This is a genomic window from Halorubrum marinum, assembly GCF_048381195.1.
Taxonomy (GTDB): domain Archaea; phylum Halobacteriota; class Halobacteria; order Halobacteriales; family Haloferacaceae; genus Halorubrum.
In genome coordinates this window covers 366390-393130 of record NZ_JBLWMM010000004.1, presented here as the reverse complement: position 1 = coordinate 393130, position 26741 = coordinate 366390, and the positions used below count along the sequence as shown (strand labels likewise).

Annotated in this window: 23 protein-coding genes, 1 tRNA gene and 1 pseudogene; 16 read left to right on the top strand and 9 right to left on the bottom strand. The window is 66.9% G+C overall.

What is annotated here, in order from left to right:
- Positions 1-22: 22 nt before the first annotated feature.
- Together ACNSN4_RS08430 and ACNSN4_RS08425 are read right to left on the bottom strand one after the other, a co-directional pair.
- Positions 23-457: a universal stress protein gene (locus ACNSN4_RS08430; protein ID WP_418285366.1), complete on the bottom strand. Its 435-nt coding sequence runs from the start codon at positions 455-457 to the stop codon at positions 23-25.
- Positions 458-652: 195 nt separating this feature from the next.
- Positions 653-1606 (bottom strand): transcription initiation factor IIB, encoded by a 954-nt coding sequence (locus tag ACNSN4_RS08425; protein WP_418285365.1) that lies wholly within the window; start codon positions 1604-1606, stop codon positions 653-655.
- A gap of 296 nt (positions 1607-1902) precedes the next feature.
- On the opposite strand from ACNSN4_RS08425, the gene ACNSN4_RS08420 reads away from it, so the two are divergent.
- Positions 1903-2298 (top strand): DUF7961 family protein, encoded by a 396-nt coding sequence (locus ACNSN4_RS08420; protein WP_418285364.1) that lies wholly within the window; start codon positions 1903-1905, stop codon positions 2296-2298.
- A 2-nt stretch (positions 2299-2300) separates the two neighbouring features.
- Positions 2301-2924, top strand: coding sequence for an METTL5 family protein (locus ACNSN4_RS08415; RefSeq protein WP_418285363.1), 624 nt, complete (start codon positions 2301-2303; stop codon positions 2922-2924).
- Positions 2925-2995: 71 nt separating this feature from the next.
- On the opposite strand, the gene ACNSN4_RS08410 is transcribed toward ACNSN4_RS08415, so the two are convergent.
- The 3 genes from ACNSN4_RS08410 to ACNSN4_RS08400 all read right to left on the bottom strand — a co-directional run bounded on the left by ACNSN4_RS08410 (position 2996) and on the right by ACNSN4_RS08400 (position 5563).
- Positions 2996-4843: a rhomboid family protein gene (locus ACNSN4_RS08410; RefSeq protein ID WP_418285361.1), complete on the bottom strand. Its 1848-nt coding sequence runs from the start codon at positions 4841-4843 to the stop codon at positions 2996-2998.
- A 130-nt stretch (positions 4844-4973) separates the two neighbouring features.
- Positions 4974-5252, bottom strand: a complete 279-nt coding sequence (locus ACNSN4_RS08405; protein ID WP_418285359.1) for a UPF0058 family protein — start codon at positions 5250-5252, stop codon at positions 4974-4976.
- A gap of 95 nt (positions 5253-5347) precedes the next feature.
- Positions 5348-5563, bottom strand: coding sequence for a DUF7120 family protein (locus ACNSN4_RS08400; protein ID WP_418285358.1), 216 nt, complete (start codon positions 5561-5563; stop codon positions 5348-5350).
- Positions 5564-5795: 232 nt separating this feature from the next.
- Here ACNSN4_RS08400 and ACNSN4_RS08395 point away from each other — a divergent pair, with 232 nt between their 5' ends.
- Both ACNSN4_RS08395 and ACNSN4_RS08390 read left to right on the top strand, forming a co-directional pair.
- Positions 5796-6437 (top strand): sulfite oxidase-like oxidoreductase, encoded by a 642-nt coding sequence (locus tag ACNSN4_RS08395; protein ID WP_418285356.1) that lies wholly within the window; start codon positions 5796-5798, stop codon positions 6435-6437.
- 86 nt (positions 6438-6523) lie between these two features.
- Positions 6524-7885, top strand: a complete 1362-nt coding sequence (locus ACNSN4_RS08390) for an isochorismate synthase (protein WP_418285355.1) — start codon at positions 6524-6526, stop codon at positions 7883-7885.
- A 68-nt stretch (positions 7886-7953) separates the two neighbouring features.
- Here the strand turns inward: ACNSN4_RS08390 and ACNSN4_RS08385 are convergent, their stop codons facing one another.
- Positions 7954-8694 carry a proteasome assembly chaperone family protein gene (locus ACNSN4_RS08385; RefSeq protein ID WP_418285353.1) on the bottom strand — a complete coding sequence of 247 codons (741 nt, stop codon included), beginning with the start codon at positions 8692-8694 and terminating at the stop codon, positions 7954-7956.
- Between the two features lie 102 nt (positions 8695-8796).
- Between ACNSN4_RS08385 and ACNSN4_RS08380 the strand changes: the two genes are divergently transcribed.
- Complete coding sequence (locus tag ACNSN4_RS08380; protein ID WP_418285352.1) at positions 8797-9747, top strand: RsmB/NOP family class I SAM-dependent RNA methyltransferase; 951 nt, start codon at positions 8797-8799, stop codon at positions 9745-9747.
- Positions 9744-10304, top strand: coding sequence for a DUF7122 family protein (locus tag ACNSN4_RS08375; protein WP_418285351.1), 561 nt, complete (start codon positions 9744-9746; stop codon positions 10302-10304). The genes ACNSN4_RS08380 and ACNSN4_RS08375 overlap by 4 nt, the downstream gene beginning before the upstream one ends.
- Before the next feature lie 493 nt (positions 10305-10797).
- On the opposite strand, the gene ACNSN4_RS08370 is transcribed toward ACNSN4_RS08375, so the two are convergent.
- Positions 10798-12315, bottom strand: coding sequence for a DUF790 family protein (locus tag ACNSN4_RS08370; protein ID WP_418285349.1), 1518 nt, complete (start codon positions 12313-12315; stop codon positions 10798-10800).
- Between the two features lie 87 nt (positions 12316-12402).
- On the opposite strand from ACNSN4_RS08370, the gene ACNSN4_RS08365 reads away from it, so the two are divergent.
- The 7 genes and pseudogenes from ACNSN4_RS08365 to ACNSN4_RS08335 all read left to right on the top strand — a co-directional run bounded on the left by ACNSN4_RS08365 (position 12403) and on the right by ACNSN4_RS08335 (position 21243).
- Positions 12403-14133 carry a tRNA uridine(34) 5-carboxymethylaminomethyl modification radical SAM/GNAT enzyme Elp3 gene (locus tag ACNSN4_RS08365; protein WP_418285348.1) on the top strand — a complete coding sequence of 577 codons (1731 nt, stop codon included), beginning with the start codon at positions 12403-12405 and terminating at the stop codon, positions 14131-14133.
- A gap of 166 nt (positions 14134-14299) precedes the next feature.
- A pseudogene (locus tag ACNSN4_RS08360) lies at positions 14300-14458 on the top strand (hypothetical protein); the annotation flags it as partial.
- Positions 14459-14515: 57 nt separating this feature from the next.
- Entirely contained in the window at positions 14516-16048 is a 1533-nt protein-coding gene (locus ACNSN4_RS08355; protein WP_418285396.1) for a S8 family peptidase, read from the top strand.
- A 62-nt stretch (positions 16049-16110) separates the two neighbouring features.
- The gene (gene rqcH / locus ACNSN4_RS08350) at positions 16111-18324 is read left to right on the top strand and encodes a ribosome rescue protein RqcH (protein ID WP_418285347.1); all 2214 of its coding nucleotides are present in this window, start codon (positions 16111-16113) and stop codon (positions 18322-18324) included.
- 90 nt (positions 18325-18414) lie between these two features.
- Entirely contained in the window at positions 18415-18798 is a 384-nt protein-coding gene (locus tag ACNSN4_RS08345; RefSeq protein ID WP_418285346.1) for a DUF5820 family protein, read from the top strand.
- A 153-nt stretch (positions 18799-18951) separates the two neighbouring features.
- A complete protein-coding gene (purF, locus tag ACNSN4_RS08340; protein WP_418285345.1) occupies positions 18952-20451 on the top strand; it encodes an amidophosphoribosyltransferase in 1500 nt (499 codons plus the stop codon).
- 111 nt (positions 20452-20562) lie between these two features.
- On the top strand, positions 20563-21243 hold the full coding sequence (locus ACNSN4_RS08335; protein WP_418285344.1) for a halocyanin domain-containing protein: 681 nt from the start codon (positions 20563-20565) through the stop codon (positions 21241-21243).
- Between the two features lie 33 nt (positions 21244-21276).
- Here the strand turns inward: ACNSN4_RS08335 and ACNSN4_RS08330 are convergent, their stop codons facing one another.
- On the bottom strand, positions 21277-21837 hold the full coding sequence (locus tag ACNSN4_RS08330) for a DUF420 domain-containing protein (RefSeq protein ID WP_418285343.1): 561 nt from the start codon (positions 21835-21837) through the stop codon (positions 21277-21279).
- Between the two features lie 185 nt (positions 21838-22022).
- Here ACNSN4_RS08330 and ACNSN4_RS08325 point away from each other — a divergent pair.
- A tRNA-Leu gene (locus ACNSN4_RS08325) sits at positions 22023-22107 on the top strand.
- A gap of 705 nt (positions 22108-22812) precedes the next feature.
- Positions 22813-24696, top strand: a complete 1884-nt coding sequence (gene gatE, locus ACNSN4_RS08320; protein ID WP_418285342.1) for a Glu-tRNA(Gln) amidotransferase subunit GatE — start codon at positions 22813-22815, stop codon at positions 24694-24696.
- A 402-nt stretch (positions 24697-25098) separates the two neighbouring features.
- On the opposite strand, the gene ACNSN4_RS08315 is transcribed toward gatE, so the two are convergent.
- Entirely contained in the window at positions 25099-25581 is a 483-nt protein-coding gene (locus ACNSN4_RS08315; RefSeq protein ID WP_418285341.1) for an Lrp/AsnC family transcriptional regulator, read from the bottom strand.
- 182 nt (positions 25582-25763) lie between these two features.
- On the opposite strand from ACNSN4_RS08315, the gene ACNSN4_RS08310 reads away from it, so the two are divergent.
- Positions 25764-26705 (top strand): DMT family transporter, encoded by a 942-nt coding sequence (locus ACNSN4_RS08310; protein ID WP_418285340.1) that lies wholly within the window; start codon positions 25764-25766, stop codon positions 26703-26705.
- The last annotated feature ends 36 nt before the right edge of the window (positions 26706-26741 follow it).

Here is a 26741-nt window from a genome sequence, read left to right as displayed (position 1 = left end):
CAGCGGTTCCGCGAGTCGGTGCTCACTCATCCGTCGGCTGTCTGACCGTGAGCACCGGAACCTCCGAAGTCCGGACGACTCGTTCGGTGACGCTGCCGAGCAGGTACCGGTCGAGTCCCTTCCGACCGTGCGTACCCATGACGACTATGTCGATCCCGTGTTCCTCGACGTAGTCAGTGATCGACCGATAGGCGGTACCGGTGGTGACGCTCGTCGTGCAGTCGACGCCAGCGGCGTTGGCCGCGTCGGCGACGCGATTCGTTGCCTCCTTCCCCTCGGATTCGAGCGCTTCGACGACGATCTCCGCCCCCGCTTCGAGCGTCGAGTACGCCGCGCCGTCGACGACGTAGAGGGCGTGCAGTCGGCCGTCGTACTGTTTCGCGAGGTCGATCGCGTGTTCGATCGCGGCGTTCGACGCCGGGCTTCCGTCGGTCGGTACGAGGATCTCGGAGTACATGCTGTCCGCAGATACGCCCGGTATCGATTAAAAACCCGATCACGATCCTCGACTTCCGGAGGCCGCGGGTCTCAGCCCGTCGCGGTACCCGAAGGCTGTTGGTCTCAGCCCGTCGCGGTCCTCGGACAGCTTACGGAGAATCGAGGAGAAAGCCTCGCGCTTTAGCGCGGGGAGGATGTCAAGGCGTGACCGTGCTCACCGGAATCCCATCGCTTCGATCTGCTCCTGATACCGGTTGCGGATGGTGACCTCGGTGACCTGTGCGACATCGGCGACTTCGCGTTGGGTCTTCTTTTCGTTACAGAGTAGCGAGGCAGCGTAGATCGCGGCGGCCGCGAACCCGGTCGGAGACTTCCCGGAGAGAAGCCCCTGTTCGGCCGAAACGTCGATTATCTCTGTCGCCTTCGACTGGACCTCCTCGCTGAGTTGGAGCGCAGAAGCGAAGCGGGGCACGAACTGTTTCGGGTCGACCGGCTTGAGTTCCAACCCGAGCTCTTGTGAGATGTAGCGATACGTCCGGCCGATCTCCTTCTGCGGAACGCGCGACACGTCGGCCACTTCGTCGAGCGATCGCGGTATGCCCTCTTGCCGACAGGCGGCGTAGAGCGCGGCGGTGGAGACGCCCTCGATCGAGCGTCCGCGAATGAGATCCTCGTTCAGGGCGCGTCGATAGATGACGGAGGCGACCTCCCGTACCGATCGCGGTACCCCGAGCGCCGAGGCCATCCGATCGATCTCCGAGAGCGCGAACTGGAGGTTCCGCTCGCCCGCGTCCTTCGTGCGGATCCGCTCCTGCCATTTGCGCAGGCGGTGCATCTGCGACCGCTTCTCCGAGGAGAGAGAGCGGCCGTACGCGTCCTTGTCCTTCCAGTCGATCGTCGTCGTCAGCCCCTTGTCGTGCATCGTTTCGGTGATGGGGGCACCGACGCGCGACTTCGACTGCCGTTCGTTGTGATTGAACGCGCGCCACTCCGGTCCGCGGTCGATATTCTGTTCGTCGAGTACCAGCCCGCAATCCTCACAGACGAGTTCTTGGTCGGCGTCCGTGACGATGCTCTCGGAGTCACACTCCGGACAAGTGAGCGTTTCCTCGTCCGACTCTCGCTCTGTGTCTCGCTCCTGTTGACGCTGGCGGCTCGGACGTTCCATTATAAGGTTTCTGGTTACTGCCGCATTTAAACCTTTGTCCCATATATCAGCTGACAAGAAACGAAGACTCCGACCTCAAACGGGTATTTGGGGCGTTTTACGGGTCGAACGGTGTGTCTACCTTCTACGACACTGTCGGGTACGGCTCCGAACGGAGTCTCTGCGACGCCTCCGTGAACACGAAACGTGACCGTTGGATACGGTCGATATCTATTCGGTGTGCGGTCGTTCCCCCGACAACATATTACTACTGAGCATTGAGTAATGCTTTTGTATTACTATAACATATGACGAGTATGAGCACGACGGAGCCCGACGGAATTGCGGCGACGCTCGACGGGTGTCGACCGGCAGCAGTCGATCCCATCGTCATCGACGCAGCCGACCTCGAAAGCACCGCACCCGAGCACCTACGCGATATCAAGACCGAGCTGTCCGCGCGCGGCTACCAGCCCGCGACGCTGGCGGTCGACGCTCGGTTCGACGACGACGACACGCTCGCGATCCAGCGCGAGGCGGACCGCTTGCGCGAGTTCGTTCGCGCCGCCGCGTTCCTCGGCGCCGGCAGAATTGCGGTCCGACTCGACGAAGTCGTCGACTCCGGCGTGGCCGAACCGGCGCTGTCGGCGCTCGCCGAACGAGCTCGGCGCGAAGGCGTCGAACTCGTTCGGACCGGGGACGGCGCCGCCTAGCGATGGCGACGAAGCGCTCGCTCGCGACGAAGCTCGGCGTGGTCGCTGGCTTCGAAGACCCCCGCGTCGCGCTCGAACAGTACCCGACGCCGCCGGATCTGGCCGCCCACGTCGTCCACCTCGCAGACCTTCACGGCGACGTTGACGGTCGCACCGTCGTCGACCTCGGCACCGGCACGGGGATGCTCGCGCTCGCCGCCGCCCTCCGCGGTCCCGCGCGCGTCTTCGGAATCGAACTCGACCGGTCCGCGCTGACGACCGCGTCGGCCAACGAGCGACGGGTCGCGGCGAGCGCGCCGGTCCACTGGGTCCAAGCCGACGCGACGCGGCTCCCGCTCCGTATTCCGGACCCGGTCACGGTCGTGATGAATCCGCCGTTCGGCGCACAAGACGGAAACCGCAACGCCGACCGCGGCTTCCTCTCGACCGCGAGCGAAATCGCCGACGTCTCGTACTCGGTTCACAACGGCGGGAGCCGGGCGTTCGTGGAATCGTTCGCCGCCGACAACGGCGGCGAGGTGACTCACGCGTTCGCGGCGGCGTTCGAGTTGGCGGCGCAGTTCGACCACCACACCGACGCCGCTCGCGACATCGACGCCGAAGTGTACCGGATCGAGTGGCGCTGAGTTCGCGGTACCGACGCTCCGCTCGACGCGCGTCGTTCCGGCACCCGGCGTTCGAATGTTGTCGTGTGCCGCTACTGCCGTCCCTCGTACTGCTCCCGCTGAGCGATCTGTACCCGCGTCTCTCCGCGCTCCGCGACGATCCGGTCGCCGTCGCGGACGAACGAGACCCCCTGTAGCGTCACGGACTCGTTCGCCGCCGGGAACGGGGCGGATTCCGTCGTTCCTTCGCGGTCGACTCGGAGTTCGAATCCGCCCTCGACCGCCGCGATACTCACGTTTCGCCCGTCGATTCGCGGTTCCGCCCGAGCCGGATCGCTCGCGAACAGCGTCGACCGCGTCTCGTCGTGGAGCCCGTCGACCCGATACGTCGGTCCGCCGTTCGTCGCGACCCACCCGGTCCGCTGGACCCACACCGTCTCGCGCCAGCCGGTCCCGCCCACGTCGACCGCGCGGTACCCCCAGAAGGCGAGGTTCCCGCGCGAGACCGCCGTGGTCCAGATCTCTCGATCGGCGTTTTTGACGATCACACCGGAGGTCTGCACCGAGGTGGACCGCCCGAACGCCTCGATATCGACGACGTTCACCACCTCGTCCTCGACGCCCTCCGCGTACGTCACCTGATACCCCTCCACCTCGATCGGATCGCCCGGGAGGTCGCCCTCGCCGACGGTGACGAGGTTCGGGACGACACCCGGTCCCGCGACGAGAGCCAGCGCCGAGACTAACAGGAGGAGCCCGACTGCGGCCGGGGTAGCCGATCGCATCGCGTCGCGGACGGTCTCCGGGTTCGGAACGGCGAGGTCCGGACGGAACGGCTCGTCTCGCCCGGCGACCGCGACGGCGACGACCGCGGCGAGGACGGCGACCAGTCCGAGACCGAGCGCCCGGTAGAGCTCGTACCGCTCGTTCCCGAGGTACCAGTACACGGCCCACAGTCGACGGGACGCGCCGAACAGGAGGACTGCACCGAACGCGACGAGCCCGGCGGTGTGAGTCCGATCTCGCCCCCGAAGGAGCGACCGTCGTCGACGGCTGCGGCGCCGATACCGTATCAGCAGCACCGCCGCGATGACCCCGGAGATAAGCCCGATCGCGTGTCCCTGCACGGCGATGTTCGCCCAGCTCGGGGGCCCGTACGAGCCGCTCGCCTCGGCGACGACGACGGGGTTTCGGAGCGTTTCGTACGCGACGTTTACGAGGGTTGCGCCGGTCAGCGCCGCGATAGTCCCGACCGGGTAGTGGAGCAGTGCGAACCCCCACAGCGCGAAGACGACCCCGGAGAACCCGATCACGGGACCGAGCGCGAACAGCGAGGAGACGAACCCGAACGTCAGCATCGCGCCGGGAACGACGACGAACGCCCGGACGTACGGATTCGATGCGGGCGGAGGCGCGGCGACGGCTCGGCGCAGCGAGCCGAGGCTCGGGATCGAATCGGCCAGGCCCCAGAGCGAGTCGGCCACGTCCTCGCGGGCGACCGATCGCGGGAGATGCGACCGAAGCGTTCCCGTGTCGTCGTCGACGCCGCGGCCGCCCGGGAAGTGACCGTACGCGTACTCGGCGAGCGCGCCGGCGACGAGCGTCGACAGCAGATTCCCGGTGATGTGGCCCCGGCTCGAATGGGCGAAGCCGGACCAGAGCATCCCTTCGGGATAGAAGTACGACCACGATCGGAACGGGATCACCACGGGTCGATTCGGGTTCTCGATCCCGCGCTGTACGAAGAGGTAGACGGCGACGACGGCGACGACGACCACGAGCGTCCCCCACGGTACGCCCAACAGGAACCGCGACCGGAGCTGTCGCGTCCACGCGCCGTCGGGGCGATCCGTCCGGTAGACGGCGATGAGCGCGACGGCGACGAGGACGGCACCGACGACGAGGTGAGCGGCGTCCGACGTCAGCGCGTCCGCGATCATGTGGAGGAGAGAGCGGGTGGTCGCATATCAATCCGCGGGTCGGGCCGACGCGGAACTTCCCGCCGCTCGCCGAGCGACTCGCTTTCGCTCTCGCTTTCAGCTCGACGCGGCCGGGGGTCTCGGACCTGATTCAGATCTTGCTTTCCGCGTCGTCGGCGAGTTCCTCCATCCGTTTACCGACGCGGCCGGCCGGGGAGAACTCGTCCTCGCTCATGGCGTTCGCGAGCGCGTTACCGAGCACGAACACGGCGTGTTTGTGCTCGCTCTTGGATTTATGGACGTGCGAGGGGTCGACGTCGAGCTCGTCGTAGGGGTCAAAAAGGGCGCTATCGACCGTCTCGTGGCTGCGGAAGTGCTCCATGATCGTCACCATCTGTTCGTGGAGTTCGAGCAGTTCGTCCTTGTGCATACGCCTAAATACGTAGCCTACGCCCTATAAGGGTTGTTGAGGGGTACACGCACGGTTCCGTCAGACGGTTTCTCGTGCCGTACGGTACCGGACGGTCAGAAGACGTACTCGTCTTCGTGGCCCATCATCCCCTCGTCTTCGAACCCACCGGAGTCGTCATCCTCCATCGGACCGCTCGTTTTGTACGCCTTGATCCCCGTCGACAGGAGTTCCTCGACCGCTTCCTCACGGTTGAGGAACTCACCCTGCTCGACCATCTGGGCGATCTGCATCTCCAGATGCTCCGGCACGGTTATCTCTACTCGTGGCATTTCCTGTCCGGGAGTAATGGCAATGGGTATATAAATTTGGCGTCGGCGATACGGTTATGAGAAAGCTCGACTGGGGAACTCAGTAATTTCAATTCAAGCCACCCCAACCTACGTTAGAAAATCCGAAAATACCATATTATTATTGATGTTTTCTAGAGACAGTAAGGAGCGTTCGAGCGACGGCTCAGCGCGGAGCGACATTCATAGGTGACCGGACGCCGTCTCGATACGTATGACTACATCAGGTACCGCGAGCGAGGATCAGGGCACCGGAGATCCGGAGATCGAGGACCTCACCGACCTCTATCGCGAGTACGGCGACGAGCGACTCCCGCCCGGGCAGCGCGAGACGGACCGGTTCCCCGTGCTCTCGAAGGGCGGAACGCCCTCCGTCGACCCCGATTCATTCGCCTTCGAGGTCTGGGGGGCGGTCGACGAGCCGCTGTCGTACTCGCTGTCGGCGTTCCGCGACCTCCCCGCGGTGACGCAGCGACAGGACTTCCACTGCGTCACCGGCTGGAGCAAGTTCGACTGCGCGTTCACCGGCGTCGAGTTCGCCGATATCGTCGAGCTGGCCGGCGTTCGGGACGACGCCGAACACGTCCTCTTCCACGCGCTCGACGGCTATACGACGAATCTCGCACTGGACGAGTGCACCCGAGACGGCGTGCTGTTCGCGTACGGCTACGACGGCGACGACCTTCCCGCCGACCACGGGGGACCGATCCGGGTCGTCACCCCACAGAAGTACGCGTACAAGGGAGCGAAGTGGGTCTCGGGCGTCGAGTTCCTCACGGGGAAAGAGCTCGGCTACTGGGAGAAGCGTGGATACAGCGACACGGCGAACCCGTGGAACGAGGAACGGTACAGCTGAGCACGCGAACGCCCGGGCTCCCCCGTCCACCTCACGAACCCCCGTGATAGTCAGGATAAAGGTTCCCCGGCCCCGACCTCGGGCTAATGGAACGGGCGCGATCGACCTCGCAACCGACTCTCGTCAGCCGGACCACCGCCATCGATCCGCCCACGTTTGCGGCCGCGTTCGACGCGCTGTCGGCTCCACGGATGACCTGGAGTGCACCGAACGACGCGCTGATCCTCGCCAGCGGCGCCGCGGCGACGCTGACCGCGAGCGGTGCGGAGCGATTCGCGGAGATCCGGTCCACGGCGGACGAACTGTTCGACTCGGGCGACGTCCACGCCGGTACCGAAGCCGCCCGTCCGCGACTCTTCGGCGGGTTCGCCTTCCACGAAGGGGGGTGTGACGGCGACCCGTGGGGACCGTTCCCCGAGGCTCGGTTCGTCCTCCCGCGCGTGCAGGTGACGTTCGCGGACAACGGCACGTGGCTCACCGTGAACGCGACCGGCTCGGCGACCTCCGTCGACGAGGTCGAGGAGCGTCTCGCAGCCGAGGTCGACCGTCTCTCGGGGCTGACGCCGGAGGCCTCTCGCCCTCCGCGCCCGGGAATAACCGCGAGCCGTCGCACGATGAGTCGGACCGCCTGGCGCGAGGGCGTCGAGGCCGCGGTCGATCGGATCCGCGGCGGTCACCTCCAAAAGGTCGTCCTCGCGCAGGCGTTGGAGGCGGACCTCGCCGCCGATTTCCCGCGCGCGGCGACGCTCGACCGGCTCGCGGAGAAGTATCCGGACTGTCACCGCTACTACTTCGAGCCCGACGCGACCGGGAGCGCGTTCTTCGGTGCGACGCCCGAGCGGCTGGTCGCGCTCCGCGGTCGGACGGTCGAGACGGACGCGCTGGCGGGCACCACCGGTCGCGGTGAGACGCCGGCGGAAGACGAGTGGCTCGCACGAGAGCTGCTCGACGACGACAAGAACGTTCACGAACACGAACTCGTCGCCGAGACGGTCCGCGAACAGCTGGAACCGTTTGCCGCGTCGATCGCCGCGGGAGAGCGTCGGGTGCGCCGGCTCGCGACGGTCCAACACCTCCACACGCCCATCACCGCCGAGCTGAACGCCGACAGACACGTGCTCGAACTGGTCGAAGCGCTTCACCCGACCCCGGCCGTCGGCGGTCTCCCGCCGGACCGGGCGCTCGAAACGATCCACGAGACGGAGCCGTTCGACCGAGGGTGGTACGCGGCACCGGTCGGCTGGATCGACGCCGCCGGGAACGGCGCGTTCGCGGTCGCGATCCGCTCCGCGGTCGCGAACCCGCGCCGCGCGACGCTGTTCGCCGGGGTCGGGCTCGTCGCCGACTCGGACCCGGACCGCGAGTGGGACGAGGTCCAGCTCAAGTACCGACCGATCCTCGACGAGTTGGAGGCGAGCGACGGATCGACCGGTGCGAGCGACAACTGACCTCCTCCGGCCGACGATTGCCCTCCTCCGGCCGACGACTGACGCCCTCCGGCCGACTCGCGCGTCGCTTACTGGAACATCTTCAGCGGCTCGGCCTGCGTGCTCTCCTCGTTGGCCTTCTGCATCCGCTCGGCGAAGGCCCGCTTCGCCTCCCGGATCTCGCTCGCTTGGTCGACGAGTCCGTCGGTCGGCGTGTCGGTTCCCGCGATCGGGTCGATCCCCTCTCGGATGAGGACGCGCGCGGCCTCGGGATCGGGGAACTGCGGGTCCGACTGGACGACGAGGCCGACGGCGTCGCGGTCGCGCTGCAAGGCTTCTGCGAGCATCGCGCCCGTCGGCCCGGAGACGAGTCCGGCCTCGGGCGGGTCCCCGATGTCGGCACGGTCAAGCGCCTCGCCGCCGTCGCCGGTCGCGATCCCGTAGAGCGCCGGCGGCTCCTCCCCCTTCTCGTGGCCCAGCCCGGAGAGGAAGATCGGGAACACCGCCGTCTCCGCGAACCAGCTCTCCAGACAGCCGGCGACCTCGGTCGCGGCGCTGGGGTTCACCGGCACGTCGCTGCGGAGCGCGACGAGGTCGCGCTCTTCGTCGGCGTACAGCCGCACGGGGGTCGTCACCGTCGGGTTGTCGTCGCGGTAGACGGCCACCCGCGGGAGCCCGTCGCAGTGGACGTTCGCGTAGTGATCCATCTCGTGGGTCTCGATCATGTGGTCGGTCGCGATCTTGCCGACGAGGCCGACCCCGGGGAATCCCTCCACCAGCGTCGGTTCGTCAAGCGAAATGTCGTCGTCAATGACGGAGATGCGTGTCATGTGTTCGCGTACTCCGGGCAGTAACCTAAATGTAAGGCGCGAGCGGTCGTTCGCTCGCCTCCGTCCCGAAACCGACAAACGGACCGACGCGAAACGGAGACCATGAATCCGTTAGAGCGGTACGAGCCGCTCGTCGACGACGCGACCGCGTTCCGCGCCGCCTGTGATCGCCCGCTCCCGTCGGTCGTCCGCGTGAACGAGATCGCCGCCTCCCCCGATCGGGTCCGTCGGGCCTTCGACGAGGAGGGCGTCGCCTACGAGCCCGTCGACTGGCACGACGGCCTGTTTCGACTTCCGGACGGGAACCCCGGCGGCAACTGGCCGTACGTCCACGGATGGACCCACGGGCAGGAGGAGGTCTCCGTGCTGCCGGGGCTCGCGCTCGACCCGCGGCCCGGCGAGCGCGTGTGGGACGCCTGCGCGGCCCCCGGCAGCAAGACGACGCAGATCGCGGACGCGATGGCGGACGAGGGAACGGTCGTCGCCAACGACAACAACCTCGGTCGACTCTCCGCGCTCCGGCACAACGCCGAGCGACTCGGCGTGACGAACGCGATCGTGACGAACCAGGACGCGCGCAACTTCTCGACGAAGCCGCTCGCGTTCGACGAGTTCGACCGCGCGCTCGTCGACGCTCCCTGCTCGTGCGAGGGGACCTGTCGGAAGAACCCCGACGTCGTCGACCAGTGGACGCTCGATCACGTCCACGGCGTCGCCGGGATACAGAAGGGGATCTTAGCGCGGGCCGTGCAGGCGACCCGTCCGGGCGGAACCGTCGTCTACTCCACGTGCACGTTCGCGCCCGAGGAGAACGAGGCGGTGCTCGACCACGTCCTCGCGAACGAGGACTGCGATATCGTCGAGTTCGACCTCCCGCTCGACACGGTGCCCGGCGTCACCGAGTGGGACGGCGAGACGTACCATGATTCGGTCACCCGCGCGCACCGCGTCTATCCGCACCACAACGACACGGGCGGGTTCTTCTGCGCGAAGCTGCGCGTCGGCGGGGGGAACGTTGACGCCGCCAGCGACGGCGAGGAGGCGGGCGCATGAGCGGCGACACGGGCTCCGCCGGCGACGCGGAGGGCGAGTCCCTCACCAACGACGGACAGCGGTTCGATCGCCTCCCAGAGACACCCGCCGATCGCGAGGTCGACGGACGCGCGAGCCGACGGGAGGTGCTCGACTGGTGGACGGAGCGGTTCGGGATCGACCGGAGCGTCTTCGAGGGATACAGCTTCTGGGAGAAGGGCGCCGGAAAGGTCTGGATCTTCAACGGCGAGGCGACCGATCCCAGCGCGGTGGAGGCGATCGGGATGACCTTCCTCCGGACGCGACAGGAGCACTGGAAGCCGACGAGTCGGGCGGTCACCCGGTTCGGGCACCACGCGACGAAGTGCGTGATCGAACTGGACCCCGAGCAGGCTGTCACCTTCATGGCCGGAGACGACCAGGATATCCCCGAGTGGGACGGCGACTGGGGATACCTGATCGCGACGCACGAGATCGCCGGCGGACAGGCACCGATCGGGGTGGGGCTGTACCTCTACGACGAGCTTCGCTCCGTCGTGCCGAAGGGGAGTCGGGCGGACCTACCGGTCGTGGAGTAATAGATTCTCCTCGTGGCGAACAAGTAGATCTGAGTAACACGGCGAAGGCATCCAAAGCCCCAACCGCTCGACGGGACGTGATCGGTAACTTCGCGGTGAACACCCTCAAATCCCCAGCCGCGACGGCTCGGGAGCCTTGTTGCGCTCCTCGCTCGCTATCGCTCGCTGCGGTGCTTGCTGCGGCCACCTTCGCCCTCGCGGCTTCCCCTTTGAGTCCTCCCCCGACTGCACCGCACGGCCTCATACCTCCCCAGCCTCGCGGTTCGCGCTCTTCGAGCGCTCACCGCGTCCAGCGAGAATCGAAGATTCTCTGGCAGCCGGCGCGTAGCGCCGGCGACCTCGCGCGGCGTCGTTCGCGGCCGCCGGATCGGCCGCTCACGAGCGCGCGCCGACGCCTCATTCAGTTATAAACAGTCGTCGGCGACGTTGTCGAATTTCACATATCGCGTCGATCCCGGCGGTCGTCGCTATCTGCTCTCCGACGCTCTCGCCCCTACTTCCCTTTCTCTCGCAGCGTCCCGCCGCCGAGCCCCTCCCACTCCACTCGAAACCCGAGCCGCGAGAGCGCGGCGCTCGCGTCGTCGATCCCGCGCTCGTCGAGCACCGACTCGGCGGCCGAGAGCGACATTCCCGCCTCGACCTGCTCGCTCGCCGCCTCCAGCACCGCGGGCCGCACGAGCGTCCGACCGACGAGCTCGTGCTCGGGAAACGCCTTGTCTTCTATCGCCTCGACGCTCACGCCGTGTGCGTCGGCGAGTTCGTCGAGCCCGGTCGCGTCCGCGTCGGGCGACAGCGACTCGGGGAGGTCGGCGGCCGCGTCCGCGACGAACTCGGCCTCGTACTCGCGGAGCACGTCGACGACTCCCTTTACTCGAACGGTCCCCGAGTAGGTCACCACGCGGTGGTCGCGCGCGGCGATCGCCTCGCCGACGCCGAGGCTCTCGTCGACGGCGACCAGCAGATCCACGTCCTCCACGTCAGCGAGCTGAGAGAGCTTCTTCGCGACGTACTCGGGCGTCCAAAAGCCCATCACCTCGAAGAAGAGGCGGAAGTCGGCGTGGTCGTAGTCGAACGCGAAGTCCGGGATCATCACCCGCGTTCCGGTTTCGAGGGGCTCCGGCTCCCGCACCAAGGTCCAGTCGAGGTCGAGCCCGCGAAACCGCCCGGCGAAGTCGGCCTCGACGCCACTGTCGAACGCCGGCTCCGCGACCGGCTCGACGCCTGGGACCGCCACGTCGCCGTCGGAGAGGCGCATGGTGCGCTCGCGCCCGCGGTCGTCGATCGTCGCCGTCAGCTCCCACTCCGCGGACCCCGCCACGGTCCGGAGCAGCCGCGCGAACGCGGTCCCGTACCGGCGGGTGCGCGAGAAGAGCGCGTCCGGACCGGTGACGACGAGTTCGCGGCCCTCGGGCGTCTGCTCCACTTCGTACATCAGCCGGAGCCGCTTGACCGCGGAGACGAGTCGCTTCGGGTCGTTCGATCGCACACGGACCTCGGTGGCGTCGAAGAGGGCCGTCTGCGCGAGCGAGAGGTCGTACTGCGCCAACAGCGAGTCGGAGTCCCACCGAACGTCGGCGTCGACGAGGACCTCGTTGACGTCGCGGTCGGCGTACAGCGAGGCCGCGATCGCCTCGCTCTCGATTCCGAGCGCGTCTGCGGCGCGACCGATCGCGGCCTCGCGCTCCGATTCGCTGGCGACCCCGACCGCCTCCGCCGCCTCGAACGCCGCTCGTCGGACACGACGCGGCGGGACCGGTGCCCGCGTCTCGAAGACGCACTCGCGCTCGACGAGCGCCGCGAGCCCCCTGACGAGTTTGAAGTCTCCGCCCCGTTCGGCGGCCTCCGCCTCCAGCGCGTCGAGGGCGTCGTCGAGGTCGCCGCGTCGCTCGCCGACGTGGGACTCGAAGGTCCCGAGCACCCGAGCCGCGAGGGGTCGATGCTCTCGCGTCGTGAACCGGGGACGGAATCCGCCGCCGGCTCGGGAGACGCGCAGGAGGTCCTTCCGTAACACGGCGACGGCTACGGGAGGACCCACCTAAAACCGGCCGGTTCTCCCGGTGCGACACCCTTAACTCCGAAACCCGACGATCGGAGGGTAATGAGTACCGACGCGGCGAGTGACGCGGACGCCGGAAGCGAGGGCGACGGCGGAGATGCGGAATCGGAGGCGTTCGTCCGGACCTGCGAGCACCTCGTCGACCGGATCCTCGCCGGCGAGATCGACCGCGACGACCTCGAATCCGCCAAGCTCGACGCCTGCTCGGAGTTCTCCTCGCCGAAGGTGCCGAAGAACACCGAGATTCTGGACCACGCCCCGGACGAGCACCGCGACGACGTGATCGAGGTCGTCCAGCGGAAGCCGGTCCGGACCGCCTCCGGCGTCTCGCCGGTCGCGATCATGACCTCACCGAAGCTGTGCCCGCACGGGAAGTGCCTCTACTGTCCCGGCGGCCCCGCCTCGGAGTTCTCCTCGGCGCAGTCGTACACGGGCCACGAGCCCGCCGCTGCCCGCGGCAAACAGAACGACTACGACCCGTACGGCCAAGTGACGCTCCGGCTCGAACAGCTCCGGAAGATCGGCCACCCGGTCGACAAGGTCGAACTCATCCTGATGGGCGGGACGATGACGGCGCGCTCGCACGACTACCAAGAGTGGTTCGTCAAGCGCGCGCTGCAGGCGATGAACGACTACGATCTCGACACGGATCCCGAGCCCGCGGAAGGCGAGTCGTTCGCGCCCGCCCCCGAGGAGGTCGAGTTCGAGTACTTGGAGGACGTGATCGCCGAAAACGAGACGAACGCGATCCGCAACATCGGCACCACGTTCGAGACGAAGCCGGACTGGTGTGACCCCGAACAGATCGACCGGATGCTCGATCTCGGCGGCACGAAAGTCGAGGTCGGCGTGCAGACGACCTACGAGCGGATCAACCGCGAGATGCACCGCGGGCACGGCAACGAGGCCTCTCGAAACGCCAACCGCCGCCTGCGCGACGCCGCGTTCAAGGTGGGATTCCACATGATGCCCGGTCAGCCGGGGATGACGCGGGAGATGTGTATCGAGGACTTCCGCCAGCTGTTCGACAATCCCGACTGGCGGCCGGACTACCTCAAGATTTACCCGACGCTCGTCGTCGGGGGGACGCGCGTGTACGACCGGTGGCGCCGCGACGAGTTCGAGCCGCTCTCGAACGAGGAAGCCGCCGACGTCGTCGCCGAAGTGATGGATCTCATCCCGAAGTACACCCGGCTCCAGCGCGTCCAGCGCGACATCCCGGCGGACTTCATCGAAGGGGGCGTCTGGAAGTCCAACCTCCGACAGCTCGCCGCCAAGCGGGCCGAGGAGAAGGGGATCACCCAGCGCGACATCCGCGCACGGGAAGTCGGCCACAACGACGCCGATCCCGACCCGGACGACGTCGAACTCGGCGTCACGACCTACGAGGCCGGCGGCGGGACGGAGCACTTCATCTCCTTCGAGGATCCCGTCCGCGACCTGCTCGTCGGGTTCTGTCGCCTGCGATTCCCCTCCTTCGCCCCCGATCAGCCGGGCGCGCCCGGCACCGAGAGCGACGCGGTCCGCCGCGAACTGGAGGACGCCGCGCTCATCCGCGAGCTCCACGTCTACGGTACCGAAGTCGCCATCGGCGGCGACGGCGACTGGCAGCACCAGGGGTACGGCACTCGACTCCTCGAACGCGCGGAGGAACTCGCTCGCGACGCGGGCTACCGAAAGCTGGCGATCATCTCGGGGATCGGCGCGCGGGAGTACTACCGGAACAAGCTCGGCTACCAGCAGGACGGGCCGTACGTGTCGAAGCGGCTGTAGACCGGTCGGACCTTTTTCGGGAAGGTACGGAGAGTACGTCACGGTCGTTCTCGTCGCGCCAGCGAGAGACGCGAGTGTTCTGATCGTCTCGACTCGAACGAACGCCCGACGCAAAACGAGTGCACCCACGGACTCCCTCTCTCGGTTCGCTATTCTCGGTGCGAAGATGGAAATTATCTCAGTAAATATAATTCAACATCAATATAGTTGGCAATCAAAAACTATTTGGCGATATTTGCCTAACCACATGATACCTCTATTCACGGGGGGTGTTAGCATGAATATCGACAGACGAGATTTACTGAAAGGCATCGGTGCAGCGGGTGCATCACTCACGTTCGCCGGCCACGCCAGCGCGGCGGACGGCAGAGCGCGATACATCGTGCTCGGCGGCGGAAACGGGGTCAGTCGCCGGCTCGAACGCGACGGATTCAGCGTCACACGCGAACTCGCCGGCGGCGACGTGCTCATCGTCTCCGGCCCGGCGGACTCGGTCGACGATCTCACCGGAGTCCGCGGCGTCGAGGGCGCGGTTCGCGACGTGCAGTTCCAACTCGAGGAGTCCGCAGAGACGGAGATTCCGGACGAGGAGGGCGGCGAGTCCGGCGGCGTCGAATCCGACTGGTACGAGAACCTCTGGGACAAACAGAACAGCGATGCCGTCGCGGCAAACGACATCGCGACCGGTGAGGGCACGCAGATCGGTATCATCGACACAGGTGTCGACTACGCCCACCCCGACCTGACGCCAAACCTCGACGCGGACGCCGGACGGCTCTTCCGCGAGGGAGAGACCCGATCCGGAGTCGAAGAAGACCTCGTCGTCAACAATCCGGATCCAGACGAGCAGATCCAACGCGTCAAACAGCACGTCGCCTCCGATGTCAACGGCCACGGCACACACGTCGCCGGTATCGCTGCGGCTGACCCCGAATCGGGGGTCGGCGGGCCCTTCGGTTCCGGTGTCCAAGGCGTCGCCCCGGACGCCGACCTGATCTCCTACCGCGTGTTTTGGTGGGAGGACTTCAGCGACGAGGACGAGGACCCAGACTGGGGGCCGACGACAACGACTGGCGATGTTCTCGCTGCGATCGACTTCGGTGCCGAAGAGGGACTCGACGCCGTCAACCTCAGCCTCGGAACGCCCCCGTTCCCGCCACGAGTCCACCAAGACGAGGTGCTCAGGACGATTCGGCTCGCGTACGAGACGGTCGTCCGATCCGCCGTCAACCGCGGAACGGTCGTGGTCGCCAGTGCCGGAAACGCGAACACCGACCTCCAGCGACGGGGGGTGTTCTCGTTGCCAAACAGCACGAAGGGGGCGATGAGCATCAGCGCGCTCGCGCCGAACGACGAGCGGGCGTTCTTCTCCAACTTCGGGACCAACGAGATCGACGTCGGTGCCGGCGGTGGAGGGTACGAGACGAATCTGAAGACTTTCTACGGCATCCGAGAGTGGGTGTTTACAGGTGCACCGCTCCGGCGGAGCGACCACCCGCTTGAAGAGGGAGACGAAGGCGAACTCTGGTTAGATGAAGACGGCAACGTTGTCTTCGACCCCGAGGAGGTTGCCGAAGTCATCGAATTCGAGTCGCCCGCCTGGCCCTATCCATTCAATCTCGTCTTCTCCACGACGTCTCCGCTCAACGAGGGCGCGCCCTACGGCTGGAAGGCCGGCACGTCGATGTCCGCGCCGAACACCGCCGGGCTCGTCGCGCTCGTCAGGGAACTCCGACCCGACGCGAGTCCGAACCAAGTCGAGTCGGCGATCAAGAAGGGAGCCGAGGGCGGAAACGGCCGCAGCGATCCGGCTCTCGGTACCGGCAGTATTAACGCGCTAAATACGGTCGAAGCCCTCGCGGACGACGGTGGCTCCGGTAACGGGAACAGACCCGGCAACGGATCCGACAACTGACGCCGACGCCGCGCCGCCCCACAACGACACGCCTTTTTCCGGGCCGCGTGTCTCTCTCGAGTATGGACCAGAAGCGGGAGCTGTCGAGCATCGACCTCGGCGCGCTCGTCACCGAGCTCAATCGGTACACGGGCGCGAAGGTCGACAAGGCGTACCTCTACGACGACGACCTGCTCCGGCTGAAGCTCCGCGACTTCGACCGCGGGCGCGTCGAACTCATGATCGAGGTGGGCGACATCAAGCGCGCCCACGTCGCGGACCCCGACCACGTCGCGGACGCCCCCGGACGCCCGCCCAACTTCGCGAAGATGCTGCGGAACCGACTCTCCGGAGCCGACTTCGCGGGCGTCGAGCAGTACGAGTTCGACCGCATCCTCACCTTCGAGTTCGAGCGCGAAGACGAGAACACGACGCTCGTCGCCGAGCTGTTCGGCCAGGGCAACGTCGCCGCACTCGACGAGACGGGCGAGGTCGTCGGGTCGCTGTCGACGGTTCGACTCAAGTCGCGGACGGTCGCGCCGGGCGCGCAGTACGAGTACCCCGCCTCGCGGCTCAACCCGCTCGACGTGACCCTCGCCGGGTTCACGCGCCACATGCGCGAGTCCGACAGCGACGTGGTGCGGACGCTGGCGACGCAGCTCAATCTCGGCGGACTGTACGCCGAGGAGGTGTGCACCCGCGCGGGCGTCGAGAAGGAGACGGCTATCGAGGAGGCGACCGACGATCAGCTCCGCGCGCTTCACGAGGCGCTGGAGAACCTCAGCGACCGACTCCGCTCCGGCGACGTCGACCCGCGGGTGTACGAGGAGAAAATCGACGGCGAAGGCGGTGAGAGCGACGAGGGCGACGAGGGCAGCGAGGCCCGCAAACCTCGCGTCGTCGACGTCACGCCGTTCCCGCTCTCCGAACACGAAGGGCTCCCGAGCGTCGGCTTCGACTCGTTTAACGCCGCCGTCGACGAGTACTTCTACCGGCTCGAACACGAGGACACCGACGCGGGCGAGGCGCCCGCCGACGCCAGCCCCTCCCGGCCCGACTTCGAGGAAGAGATCGCCAAACAGGAGCGGATCATCGAACAGCAGGAGGGCGCGATCGAGGGGTTCGAGGATCAGGCGGCGGAAGAGCGCGAGCGCGCCGAACTGCTGTACGCGCACTACGACCTCGTCGACGAAGTGCTCTCGACGGTCCGGGGCGCTCGCGACGACGAGGTGCCGTGGGACGAGATCGAATCGACGCTGGACGCCGGCGCGGAGCGCGGAATCCCGGCGGCGGAGGCCGTCGTGAGCGTCGACGGCGGCGAGGGAACCGTGACGGTCATGCTCGACGGCGAGGATGACGACACTGTCCGCGTCGACCTCGACGCGAGCGCGGGCGTCGAGGTCAACGCGGACCGGCTCTATCAGGAGGCCAAACGTATCGAGGGGAAAAAGGAGGGCGCGCTGACGGCCATCGAGTCCACTCGGGCGGAGTTAGAGGCCGTCAAGGAACGCAAGGCGGAGTGGGAGGCGCAACGGGCGGCAGACGACGGGGGCCAGTCGAATGGCACCGCCGACGGGGACGAGGACGATGACGAGGCGGAGTACGAGACCGACTGGCTCTCGCGCTCGTCGATCCCGATCCGGAGCCCCGACGACTGGTACGATCGCTTCCGCTGGTTCCATACCTCGACGGGATACCTCGTTATCGGCGGCCGAAACGCCGATCAGAACGAGGAGCTCGTCAAGAAGTACATGGGGAACCACGATCGCTTCTTCCACACGCAGGCGCACGGCGGACCGGTCACCCTACTGAAGGCGGCGGGTCCGTCCGAGTCGGCCGACCCCGTCGACTGGGACGACCAGACGCTGCGGGAGGCCGCGCAGTTCGCGGTGTCGTACTCCTCGGACTGGAAGGACGGTCGCGGCGCGGGCGACGCGTACATGGTCGAGCCCGATCAGGTCTCGAAGACTCCCGAGAGCGGGGAGTACATCGAGAAGGGGAGCTTCGTGATCCGCGGCGACCGCACGTACTTCGAGGACGTTCCGTGCCGGATCGCCGTCGGCGTACAGTGCGAACCGGTAACGCAAGCCATCGGCGGGCCGCCGTCGGCGATCGTCGACCGCGCGGCCACCTCGGTGACGCTGGAGCCGGGGATGTACGCCCAGAACGACGCGGCGATGATGGTGTACCGGCGGCTGAAGGACCGCTTCGCCGATCAGTCGTTCGTGCGGAAGGTCGCGAGTGCAGACCAGCTACAGGAGTTTCTGCCGCCGGGCGGCTCCGATATCGTGGAGTGAGGCCGCTCCGATGTCGTGAAGTGGGCTCGCCGCGGCTCGCGAACCCCTCCGGAACGCGACCCTTTCAAGCCTCCGTGCCCGAGCCGTCCTATGAGCTTCGAGGCGCTGCCGGAGGGCTGGCGGGTGTGGAACGAGGAGCCGAGCGGTCGCGCTATCCTCGTGTACCGCCCCGACGTCTTCAGCGGCGACGACCTGCCCGCCGCGTGTCTTCCGACGATCTACCTGACGAACGGCGCGCGGAACGCTCGACCGGGGTCGGGCCAGTACGCGACCGACGAGTGGCACGTCGTCCTCTTTTTGGAGCCGGAGGTCGAGGCCGTCTCGGAGACGCACGAGAGCCGCGAGGCGGGCGCGGCCGCGGCGGTCGACGTCGCGGCGCGATTCGCCGCGGGCGACGTCGACTACCGGGCGGCGTATCAGGTGCCTCGGGAGGCGTACTTCGAGCGCCTCGACGAATATGTCAGAGGGGCCTGACCGACGGCCCGTTCATGGGATGTGAGCGGCGGCCCGTTGATGACGTGATCGACGGCATACCAATGCATGAATGTGCATATGATGGCAGTCTAAACGAGCTAATGTGCCACGAACACGAGGGTTTTTATCGGCTCACGCCCCATCGACCTGTATATGCACGCCGGTGGGGACCACACCGCTGACGAGCCGCGAGAGAAGTGCGGCGTCGTCGGTATCTCGCTCGCGGATCGAGAGGCCGCGCGCCCGCTGTACTACGCGCTATACGCGCTCCAACACCGCGGACAGGAGTCCGCGGGGATCGTCACCCACGACGGGTTTCAACAGCACAGCCACGTCGAGCGCGGACTGGTCGGCGACGCCTTCGACGAGGGGGATCTGAAGTCGCTGGCGGGCGGGACCGGCATCGGTCACGTTCGGTACCCGACTGCGGGCAGCCTCGACAAGAGCTGCGCGCAGCCGTTCTCCGTCTCGTTTAAATCCGGGTCGCTCGGGCTCTCGCACAACGGGAACCTCGTGAACGCCGACGAGGTGCGCGAGGAGCTCGCCGCGGCCGGACACGCGTTCACCTCCGACGGCGACACGGAGGTCATCGCTCACGACCTCGCACGGAACCTCCTCGAAGAGGACCTGGTGCGCGCCGTCAAACACACGATGAACCGCATCCACGGGTCCTACTCGCTGGCGATCACCCACGACGACACCGTTCTCGGCGTTCGCGACCCGCTCGGGAACCGACCGCTGTGTCTCGGGAAGGTTGACGACGGCTACGTGCTCGCGAGCGAATCGGCCGCCATCGATACCCTCGACGGCGAACTGATCCGAGACGTCCGGCCGGGCGAACTCGTCGTACTCGATCCCGACGGCTCCGGCTACGACACGTATCAGCTCGTCGAGCGCGAATCCACAGCGCACTGTTTCTTCGAACACGTCTACTTCGCTCGCCCCGACTCCGTGATCGACGAGAATCTCGTGTACGAGGTGCGCCGTACGCTCGGACGAAAGCTCTGGGAGGAGTCGGGCGTCGAGTCCGACGTGGTGATGCCCGTTCCCGACTCCGGACGAGCCTTCGCCTCGGGATACGCCGATGCCGCGAGCGAGACGACGGCAGACGGCGATCCCAGAGCGGACGGGGACGAGGGAATCGCGTTCGCCGAGGGACTGATGAAGAACCGGTACGTCGGCCGGACGTTCATCATGCCGACTCAAGACGAGCGGGAGCGCGCCGTTCGCCTGAAGCTCAACCCGATCCGGTCGACCGTCGAGGGGAAGTCGGTCACCATTATCGACGACTCGATCGTGCGCGGAACCACCTCGACGCAACTCGTCGAACTCGTCCGCGAAGCGGGCGCCGAGGAGGTCCACCTCCGGATCGGAGCGCCGGCGATCATCGCTCCCTGCTACTTCGGCATCGACATGGCGACGCGGGACGAACTGATCGCGGCGGACGCCTCGACGGAGGATATCCGGGAGCACGTGGGTGCCGACTCGCTGTCGTACCTCTCCATCGACGCCGTCGCCGACGCGCTCGGCGAGAGCCGCGCCGACCTCTGTCTCGGCTGCGTCACCGGGGAGTACCCCTTCGACGTCGAGGGCGAGGAGGCCGACCGCGAGATCGAGGGCGCGGTGCCCGATCCGACGCCGGCGGACGACTGAGACGTTCCGACGCCGGCGGGCGACCGACCGCTCGTTTCGCCGGGGCGGTCCCGTGACCCCTCTCCGGCGCGTATCGGGAGCTTAAATACGCCCACGACGGGATGTACCCATATGACACTGGACGCCGACGACACGACGATGAGCCGCCGCGGCTTATTCCGTGCCGGGGCAGCGGGTGCCGCAGCCGCCGCTGGCGTGGCCGCCGGAACGGGATCCGTCGCCGCGCAGTACGACGGTTGGCTGGACGACGTCGACAACTACGACGGGACACACGACTACCGCGGCGAGGACGAGGTTCTCGTCGAGGTCGGTGTGGGGGACAACGGCCTGCGCTTCGGGCCAGCGGCGGTCCTGATCGACCCCGGCGCGACGATCGTCTGGGAGTGGACCGGCGAGGGCGGCGGGCACAACGTCGTCGCGAACGACGAGACGTTCAACAGCGGCGATGCGGTCGCGGAGGGGGGACACACTTTCGAGTACACCTTCGACGATGCGGAAGAAGGTGACACGTTCAACTACGTCTGTGTCCCCCACGAAGCGGTCCAGATGAAGGGAGTGGTTGCCGTCGGCGACGTCGACGACGACCTCGTGACGCCGGGCGGCGAGGGAGACGACGAGGGCTCGGGTGACGACGAGGCGGGTGGCGACGGTGACGAGTCAGACGACGGGGCGTCCGGCCGGTCGCTCACCCTCGACGACATCGGTGCGCTCGCACTCACTCTCGGGTTCGCGGGAGCGCTGCTCATTCCGCTGTTCTACGCGGCTCACCAGATGGCCGAAGAGAACGAGTAGCGCGGGTGGCCGATTCGGTTGAAAACTCAGTACTCAAAAGACGTGATGGAGCAGCAGGTAGACGCCGATGCCCATCGTAAAGGAGATCAGCCAGAGCACGGCGGCGACGAACCCGACCTGCGCGTGTCGAGTGCGGTAGAGGTCCTCGTACGGACGCGTCGCGGCCAGTAGCAGCGCGTGGAAGACGAACGGGATACAGACGATCGCGAGCAGGACGTGTATCGCGAGGAACGGGAGGTAGACGTAGCTGTACACGAGGTCGGGACCGGGGAATTCGGCGGTCCCGACGACGATCAGTCGGTAGAGGTAGCCCACCAGAAACGCGGCGAAGAGGCCGAACGACGTCAGCATAAGCGCTCGATGCCGTCGAACCGCTCCTCGCGAGATCGCTCGCCAGCCGAGCAGGATGGTGAGGATGGCTGTCGCCGAAATCGCGGCGTTCAGATGCGGGATCGCGGCGAGGACGGCGTCGCTCGCGCGTGGCAGGAGACGACTCGGGATGATACCGCCGACCGCGCCGAAGACGAGACCGAGGGAGACGACGGAGAGGAGGGCGGTCAACAGCGGGACGTTCTCGCGGGCCCAATCGGACATATCGGAGACACGGACGCGACTCTCAAACCGGTGCCGGTTCGGGCGGGGGAGCTTCGTTCGGTCGCAGACGGATGCGGTCCGGTGGACGGACGACCGCCGCGGTGACACTCGGCGACACGGCACTGTCGAATGGAAGGGCTTTTAATTGGGGGAAGGGTACGAGGAAACGCGATAGAACACCGCGAGCGTGGGTAGCCAAGCCAGGCCAACGGCGCAGCGTTGAGGGCGCTGTCCTGTAGAGGTCCGCCGGTTCAAATCCGGTCCCACGCATCGCTCGGCGGCACACCCGCCACACCGATGCACGGTGTTGTCTCTACGACAGCACCCACGCACAATTCCTTTCGAACGCTAGAGGGTGAGTGATGACTTTGTGTTGGACGTGGAGACGGTGACCACTTCCAAAGTCCAGTCTCTCGCTTATAAGTCGTTGACGGCGGACCGACAGTGAATACCTCCAAAGCCCCAGCCGCGAGGACTTGGGGGCCTCGCTGTCGTTCGAAAATCGGAGACTTTCGTGATGTCGTCAGAACGCACAGCGTCCTGACTGCTAGCCAGAAATCGATGATTTCTGGCGATGACGAAAGAGCGCCGCTCTTTCGAACCACGCTCCTCGTCGCTCACTCCGTTCGCTCCTGCGGTCCTTACGTCGGCCACCGTCGTCCTCGCGGCAGGGCGAGAGCGGAGCTCTCGCTTGCAACCGGCGCGTAGCGCCGGTGACTGCCCCTTCGAGTCCCACCCAACCGCACCGCACCTCACACCTCCCCAGCCTCGTCGGGCGGCCTCCGCTTCGCTCCGGCCACCCGACTCCCTCGCGTTCGGTTCGCGGCCCTCCGGGCCGCTCACCGGGGCGCGCCACCGCATCATTCAGTTATATACTACGTCGCTGGCGGCGGTCTGCGATGCTTAGTCTGGCGGTCGATCACCGCTCGCGCGAACTGCCACCCTTTTAGTCCCGCGCTGTCGGAGTAAGGCGTAATGAGTACGGACGCGACCCCGGAGTACGATTACGAGGAACTGGGGCTCGTCGCCGGGCTGGAGATCCACCAGCAGCTCGATACGGCGACGAAGCTGTTCTGCGACTCCCCGACGACCGAGCGCGACTCGGCGGAGTCCGAGCGGTCGATCACCCGTCGACTCCACCCGACGAAGAGCGAACTCGGAGAGCTCGACGACGCCGCGATGGAGGAGAGCCGCGTCGACCGCGAGTTCACCTACCTCGCGTACGACACCACCTGCCTCGTCGAGGAGGACGACGAGCCGCCTCGACGGATCGACGGCGAGGCCCTCTCCGTGGCCCTCCAGATCGCAGACCTGCTCGACATCTCGGTCGTCGATCAGGCGCACGTGATGCGGAAGCTCGTCATCGACGGCTCGAACACCTCCGGCTTCCAGCGCTCGATTCTGCTGGGCCAAGCAGGCGAGATCGAGACGAGCGAGGGCACGGTGTCGGTCGCCGACCTCATGTTAGAAGAGGAGTCGGCGAAGCGCGTGGAGGAGACGGACGAGGGCGTCGTGTTCTCGCTCGACCGTCTCGGCGTCCCGCTCGTCGAGATCGGGACGGGGCCGGACATCCGGAGCCCGGAGGGCGCTCGCGAGGCCGCGGCGCGTATCGGCATGCTGCTGCGCTCGACGGGCGCGGTCAAGCGCGGGCTCGGCACGATCCGCCAGGACGTCAACGTCTCCATCGCGGACGGGGCTCGCGTCGAGGTGAAAGGCGTTCAGGACCTCGACGGGATCGAAGCGATCGTCCGCGGCGAGGTCGGACGGCAGGCAGAGCTGCTGGCGATCCGCGACGAGCTCCGCGAGCGCGGCGCGAGCGTCGGCGACGTGCGGGACGTGACCGACACGTTCGCCGACACCGACTCCGGCGTGATCCGGGGGGCGCTCGACTCGGGCGGCAAAGTGACGGCGGTGCCCCTGTTCGGCTTCGACGGCCTCGTCGGCCGCGAGATCCAGACGGACCGTCGCCTCGGCACGGAGCTGTCCGATCACGCGAAACGACACGGCGCGGGCGGCATCTTCCACACCGACGAGCTGCCGGCGTACGGCGTGACCGCGGACGAGGTCGACGCCCTCCGCGACGCGGTCGGCGCGAGCGGGGACGACGCGGTCGCGATCGTCGCCGCCGACCCCGAGACGGCCGACCTCGCGATCGAGGCGGCCGCGGAGCGCGCAACGACGGCCATCGAGGGCGTCCCGGAGGAGACCCGCGGCGCGAACGACGACGGCACGACGCGCTACCTCCGTCCGTTGCCGGGGGCCGCCCGGATGTACCCCGAGACGGACGTGCCGCCGGTCGAGCCGGACCCCTCCGACGTGGACCGCCCCGAACTGCTCGACGAGAAGACCGACCGCTACGTCGACGAGTTCGGGCTCGACCGCGGACTCGCAGAACAGGTCGCGTTCGGCCGACGCTTCCCCCTGTTCGAGACGGCCGTCGAGCGGGGCGTCGACCCCACGTTCGCGGCCTCCACGCTGGAATCGACGACGACGGAGATCAGGCGCGACGGGGCCGCCGTCGAGAACCTCACCGACGACCACTTCCTCGCGCTCTTCGACCTCGTGGAGGACGGCGACCTCGCGAAGGAAGGGGTCCCCGAGGTGCTGACGACGCTCGCCGAGGACCCGTCGCTGTCGGCCGCTGAGGCCGTCGAGGCGGCGGGGCTCTCCGGCGTGAGCGAAGCGGAGGTCCGCGAGGCAGTCGTCGGGGTCGTCGAGCGAAACGCCGACCAGATCGAGGACGAGGGGATGGGCGCGTTCTCCGGGCTGATGGGCGAGGCGATGGGCGCGCTTCGCGGGAAGGCCGACGGCGAGGTCGTCTCCGACGTGCTGCGCGAGGAGATCGGCAAGCGGTCGTAGATTTCGGCGTGTGGTGCGACAACCGTTTATAAGCCATCGTTGCTGACGGTGCAGTAACCACCTCCAAAGGGGCAGCCGGGAGGGCTCGCGCGACTCGCTGTGCTCCTCGCTCAGTCGCTACCGCTCCTTCGCTGTGGTGCTTGCGTCGTCGTGCTTCGCCCTCCCGGCTGCCCCTTTGAATCCCGCCCCGCACAGCACCGCCGCGCGCCTCACGCCTCCCCAGCCTCGTCGGCCGGCCTCCGCTTCGCTCCGGGCGACCGACTCCCTCGCGCGTGCTCACTCGCGGCCGCCTTCGGCGGCCACTCGGAGGCACGCGCCACCGCACATCTGTTTATAAGCGATCGTCGAAACTCCCAGTTCTACTTAAAAATACCGCCGGCAACGCGGTGAGACCGCCTCTCCTCAGTCCGTCAGCTCCTCGATGAGCGTCTCGAGGTCGTACGTCGCCGGCGCGCGCGACTCGTCGCGCAAAGTCGCGATGGTGAACGTCGAGTTCGTGCGCTCGACCTCGGGAATCGCTTCGAAATCACTGATGAGCCGCTCGACCGTGTCCGACGAGGAAAGCCGCGCGAGAACGACGAAGTCCGTCTCACCCATCGTGAAGAACGCCTCTGTCACGCCTTCGACCTCGAGAAGCTGGTCCGCGAACTCCTCGTAGGGGCCCTCGTAGTCGGCGAGCACCTCGACGATGATCGTGACGCCGAGCCCGAGCGCCTCGTGGTCGAGGTCGTAGAGATCGTTTTCGATGATTCCGGCCTCTCGGAGATTGTTCAGCCGGTAGTGGATCGTGGATACGGGGATCCCCGTCTCCTCGTGGAGCCGCTCGGGGCTACCCGTCCCCAGATCGGAGATGGCCTTTACCAGCCGTACGTCGCGCTCGTCCATACCCTCCGTTTTCGTGATGGTCTGTTATATATTACGACCGATAGACTTGGATTCGAGTACAATAATTGAACTCGTTTCGGGAGCGAGTCGTACGTCATTCGTATGTGTGATTGTTCATTTTCAATCACGCCAAGCTTCAGAGAATAGTTTAAACATCTCTAGGAATTCTGAATAGACAATCAATGAGTCTGCGAAACCTCCTTTCCACTCCCGAATCACTCGTCGGCGCGTTTCTCCTCCTCGCGGTACTTTGGGGAATGTCGTTCGTCGCGATCGAAGCTGGTCTCCACTACTTCCCGCCGCTGCTGTTTGCCGGTGTCAGATACGTCATCGCCGGTGCAGTCGTGTTGGGATACGCCGCCCTCGTCGCCGACCGATGGGTGCCGCGGGGTCGCGACGAGTGGCTCGGTGTCGCCGTCGCCGGCGTCTTCGTTATCGCGATGTATCACGGCCTGTTGTACGTCGGTGAGCTCCACGTCTCCGGGGCCGTCGCCGCGGTGATCGTGAGCCTCTCACCGGTGCTCACGGCCGTTTTCGCGGCTGTCCTCCTCCCGAACGGGCGCCTCGGACCCGTCGAGATCGGCGGGTTTGCACTCGGGGTTCTCGGCGTGGTCGTCATCGCCGACCCGGTCGGCTCCGGGCTCGGCAGCTCCGCCTTGCTCGGTGTCGTACTCGTGCTCGGCGGCGCGATCGCGTTTTCGCTCGGCGCTGTACTCCTGCGACCGCTCCGCACGGACCTGCCGCTCGCCGCGCTACAGGGGTGGGCGATGGTGCTCGGCTCGGGGCTCCTCTTCGTCGGTGCCGCGGTGCTCGGCGAATCGCCTGCGGATATCGTCTGGAACGCGACGTCGATCGCCTCGCTGACGTACCTCACCGTTCTGTCCGGGGTCGTCGCGTTCCTCATCTACTTCGCGCTGCTCGACGCGGTCGGGCCGACCCAGCTACATCTCGTCGGCTACGCCGAGCCAGTCGTCGCGGCGGTGGGGAGCTGGGCGGTGCTCGGCAGCCTGATCGAGGCGGAGGCGCTCGTCGGCTTCGTGGCGATCCTCGCGGGCTTCGTCGCCCTCGAACGACACGAAATCGCGGCGTACGTCGGCCTCGACGCAGGATACTCGTTCCGGTAGTCGCACCAAACTACCGACGACCGACTCCGCTCCCTG

Coding starts and splice junctions, on each gene's coding strand:
- ACNSN4_RS08375 (WP_418285351.1), top strand. CDS start 9,744: ATGAGCGGCGACACGGGCTCCGCCGGCGACGCGGAGGGCGAGTCCCTC.
- ACNSN4_RS08380 (WP_418285352.1), top strand. CDS start 8,797: ATGAATCCGTTAGAGCGGTACGAGCCGCTCGTCGACGACGCGACCGCG.
- ACNSN4_RS08420 (WP_418285364.1), top strand. CDS start 1,903: ATGAGCACGACGGAGCCCGACGGAATTGCGGCGACGCTCGACGGGTGT.
- ACNSN4_RS08425 (WP_418285365.1), bottom strand. CDS start 1,606: ATGGAACGTCCGAGCCGCCAGCGTCAACAGGAGCGAGACACAGAGCGA.
- ACNSN4_RS08405 (WP_418285359.1), bottom strand. CDS start 5,252: ATGCACAAGGACGAACTGCTCGAACTCCACGAACAGATGGTGACGATC.
- ACNSN4_RS08315 (WP_418285341.1), bottom strand. CDS start 25,581: ATGGACGAGCGCGACGTACGGCTGGTAAAGGCCATCTCCGATCTGGGG.
- ACNSN4_RS08335 (WP_418285344.1), top strand. CDS start 20,563: ATGACACTGGACGCCGACGACACGACGATGAGCCGCCGCGGCTTATTC.
- ACNSN4_RS08395 (WP_418285356.1), top strand. CDS start 5,796: ATGACTACATCAGGTACCGCGAGCGAGGATCAGGGCACCGGAGATCCG.
- ACNSN4_RS08330 (WP_418285343.1), bottom strand. CDS start 21,837: ATGTCCGATTGGGCCCGCGAGAACGTCCCGCTGTTGACCGCCCTCCTC.
- ACNSN4_RS08385 (WP_418285353.1), bottom strand. CDS start 8,694: ATGACACGCATCTCCGTCATTGACGACGACATTTCGCTTGACGAACCG.
- purF (WP_418285345.1), top strand. CDS start 18,952: ATGCACGCCGGTGGGGACCACACCGCTGACGAGCCGCGAGAGAAGTGC.
- ACNSN4_RS08415 (WP_418285363.1), top strand. CDS start 2,301: ATGGCGACGAAGCGCTCGCTCGCGACGAAGCTCGGCGTGGTCGCTGGC.
- ACNSN4_RS08310 (WP_418285340.1), top strand. CDS start 25,764: ATGAGTCTGCGAAACCTCCTTTCCACTCCCGAATCACTCGTCGGCGCG.
- rqcH (WP_418285347.1), top strand. CDS start 16,111: ATGGACCAGAAGCGGGAGCTGTCGAGCATCGACCTCGGCGCGCTCGTC.
- ACNSN4_RS08390 (WP_418285355.1), top strand. CDS start 6,524: ATGGAACGGGCGCGATCGACCTCGCAACCGACTCTCGTCAGCCGGACC.
- gatE (WP_418285342.1), top strand. CDS start 22,813: ATGAGTACGGACGCGACCCCGGAGTACGATTACGAGGAACTGGGGCTC.
- ACNSN4_RS08410 (WP_418285361.1), bottom strand. CDS start 4,843: ATGATCGCGGACGCGCTGACGTCGGACGCCGCTCACCTCGTCGTCGGT.
- ACNSN4_RS08365 (WP_418285348.1), top strand. CDS start 12,403: ATGAGTACCGACGCGGCGAGTGACGCGGACGCCGGAAGCGAGGGCGAC.
- ACNSN4_RS08400 (WP_418285358.1), bottom strand. CDS start 5,563: ATGCCACGAGTAGAGATAACCGTGCCGGAGCATCTGGAGATGCAGATC.
- ACNSN4_RS08430 (WP_418285366.1), bottom strand. CDS start 457: ATGTACTCCGAGATCCTCGTACCGACCGACGGAAGCCCGGCGTCGAAC.
- ACNSN4_RS08345 (WP_418285346.1), top strand. CDS start 18,415: ATGAGCTTCGAGGCGCTGCCGGAGGGCTGGCGGGTGTGGAACGAGGAG.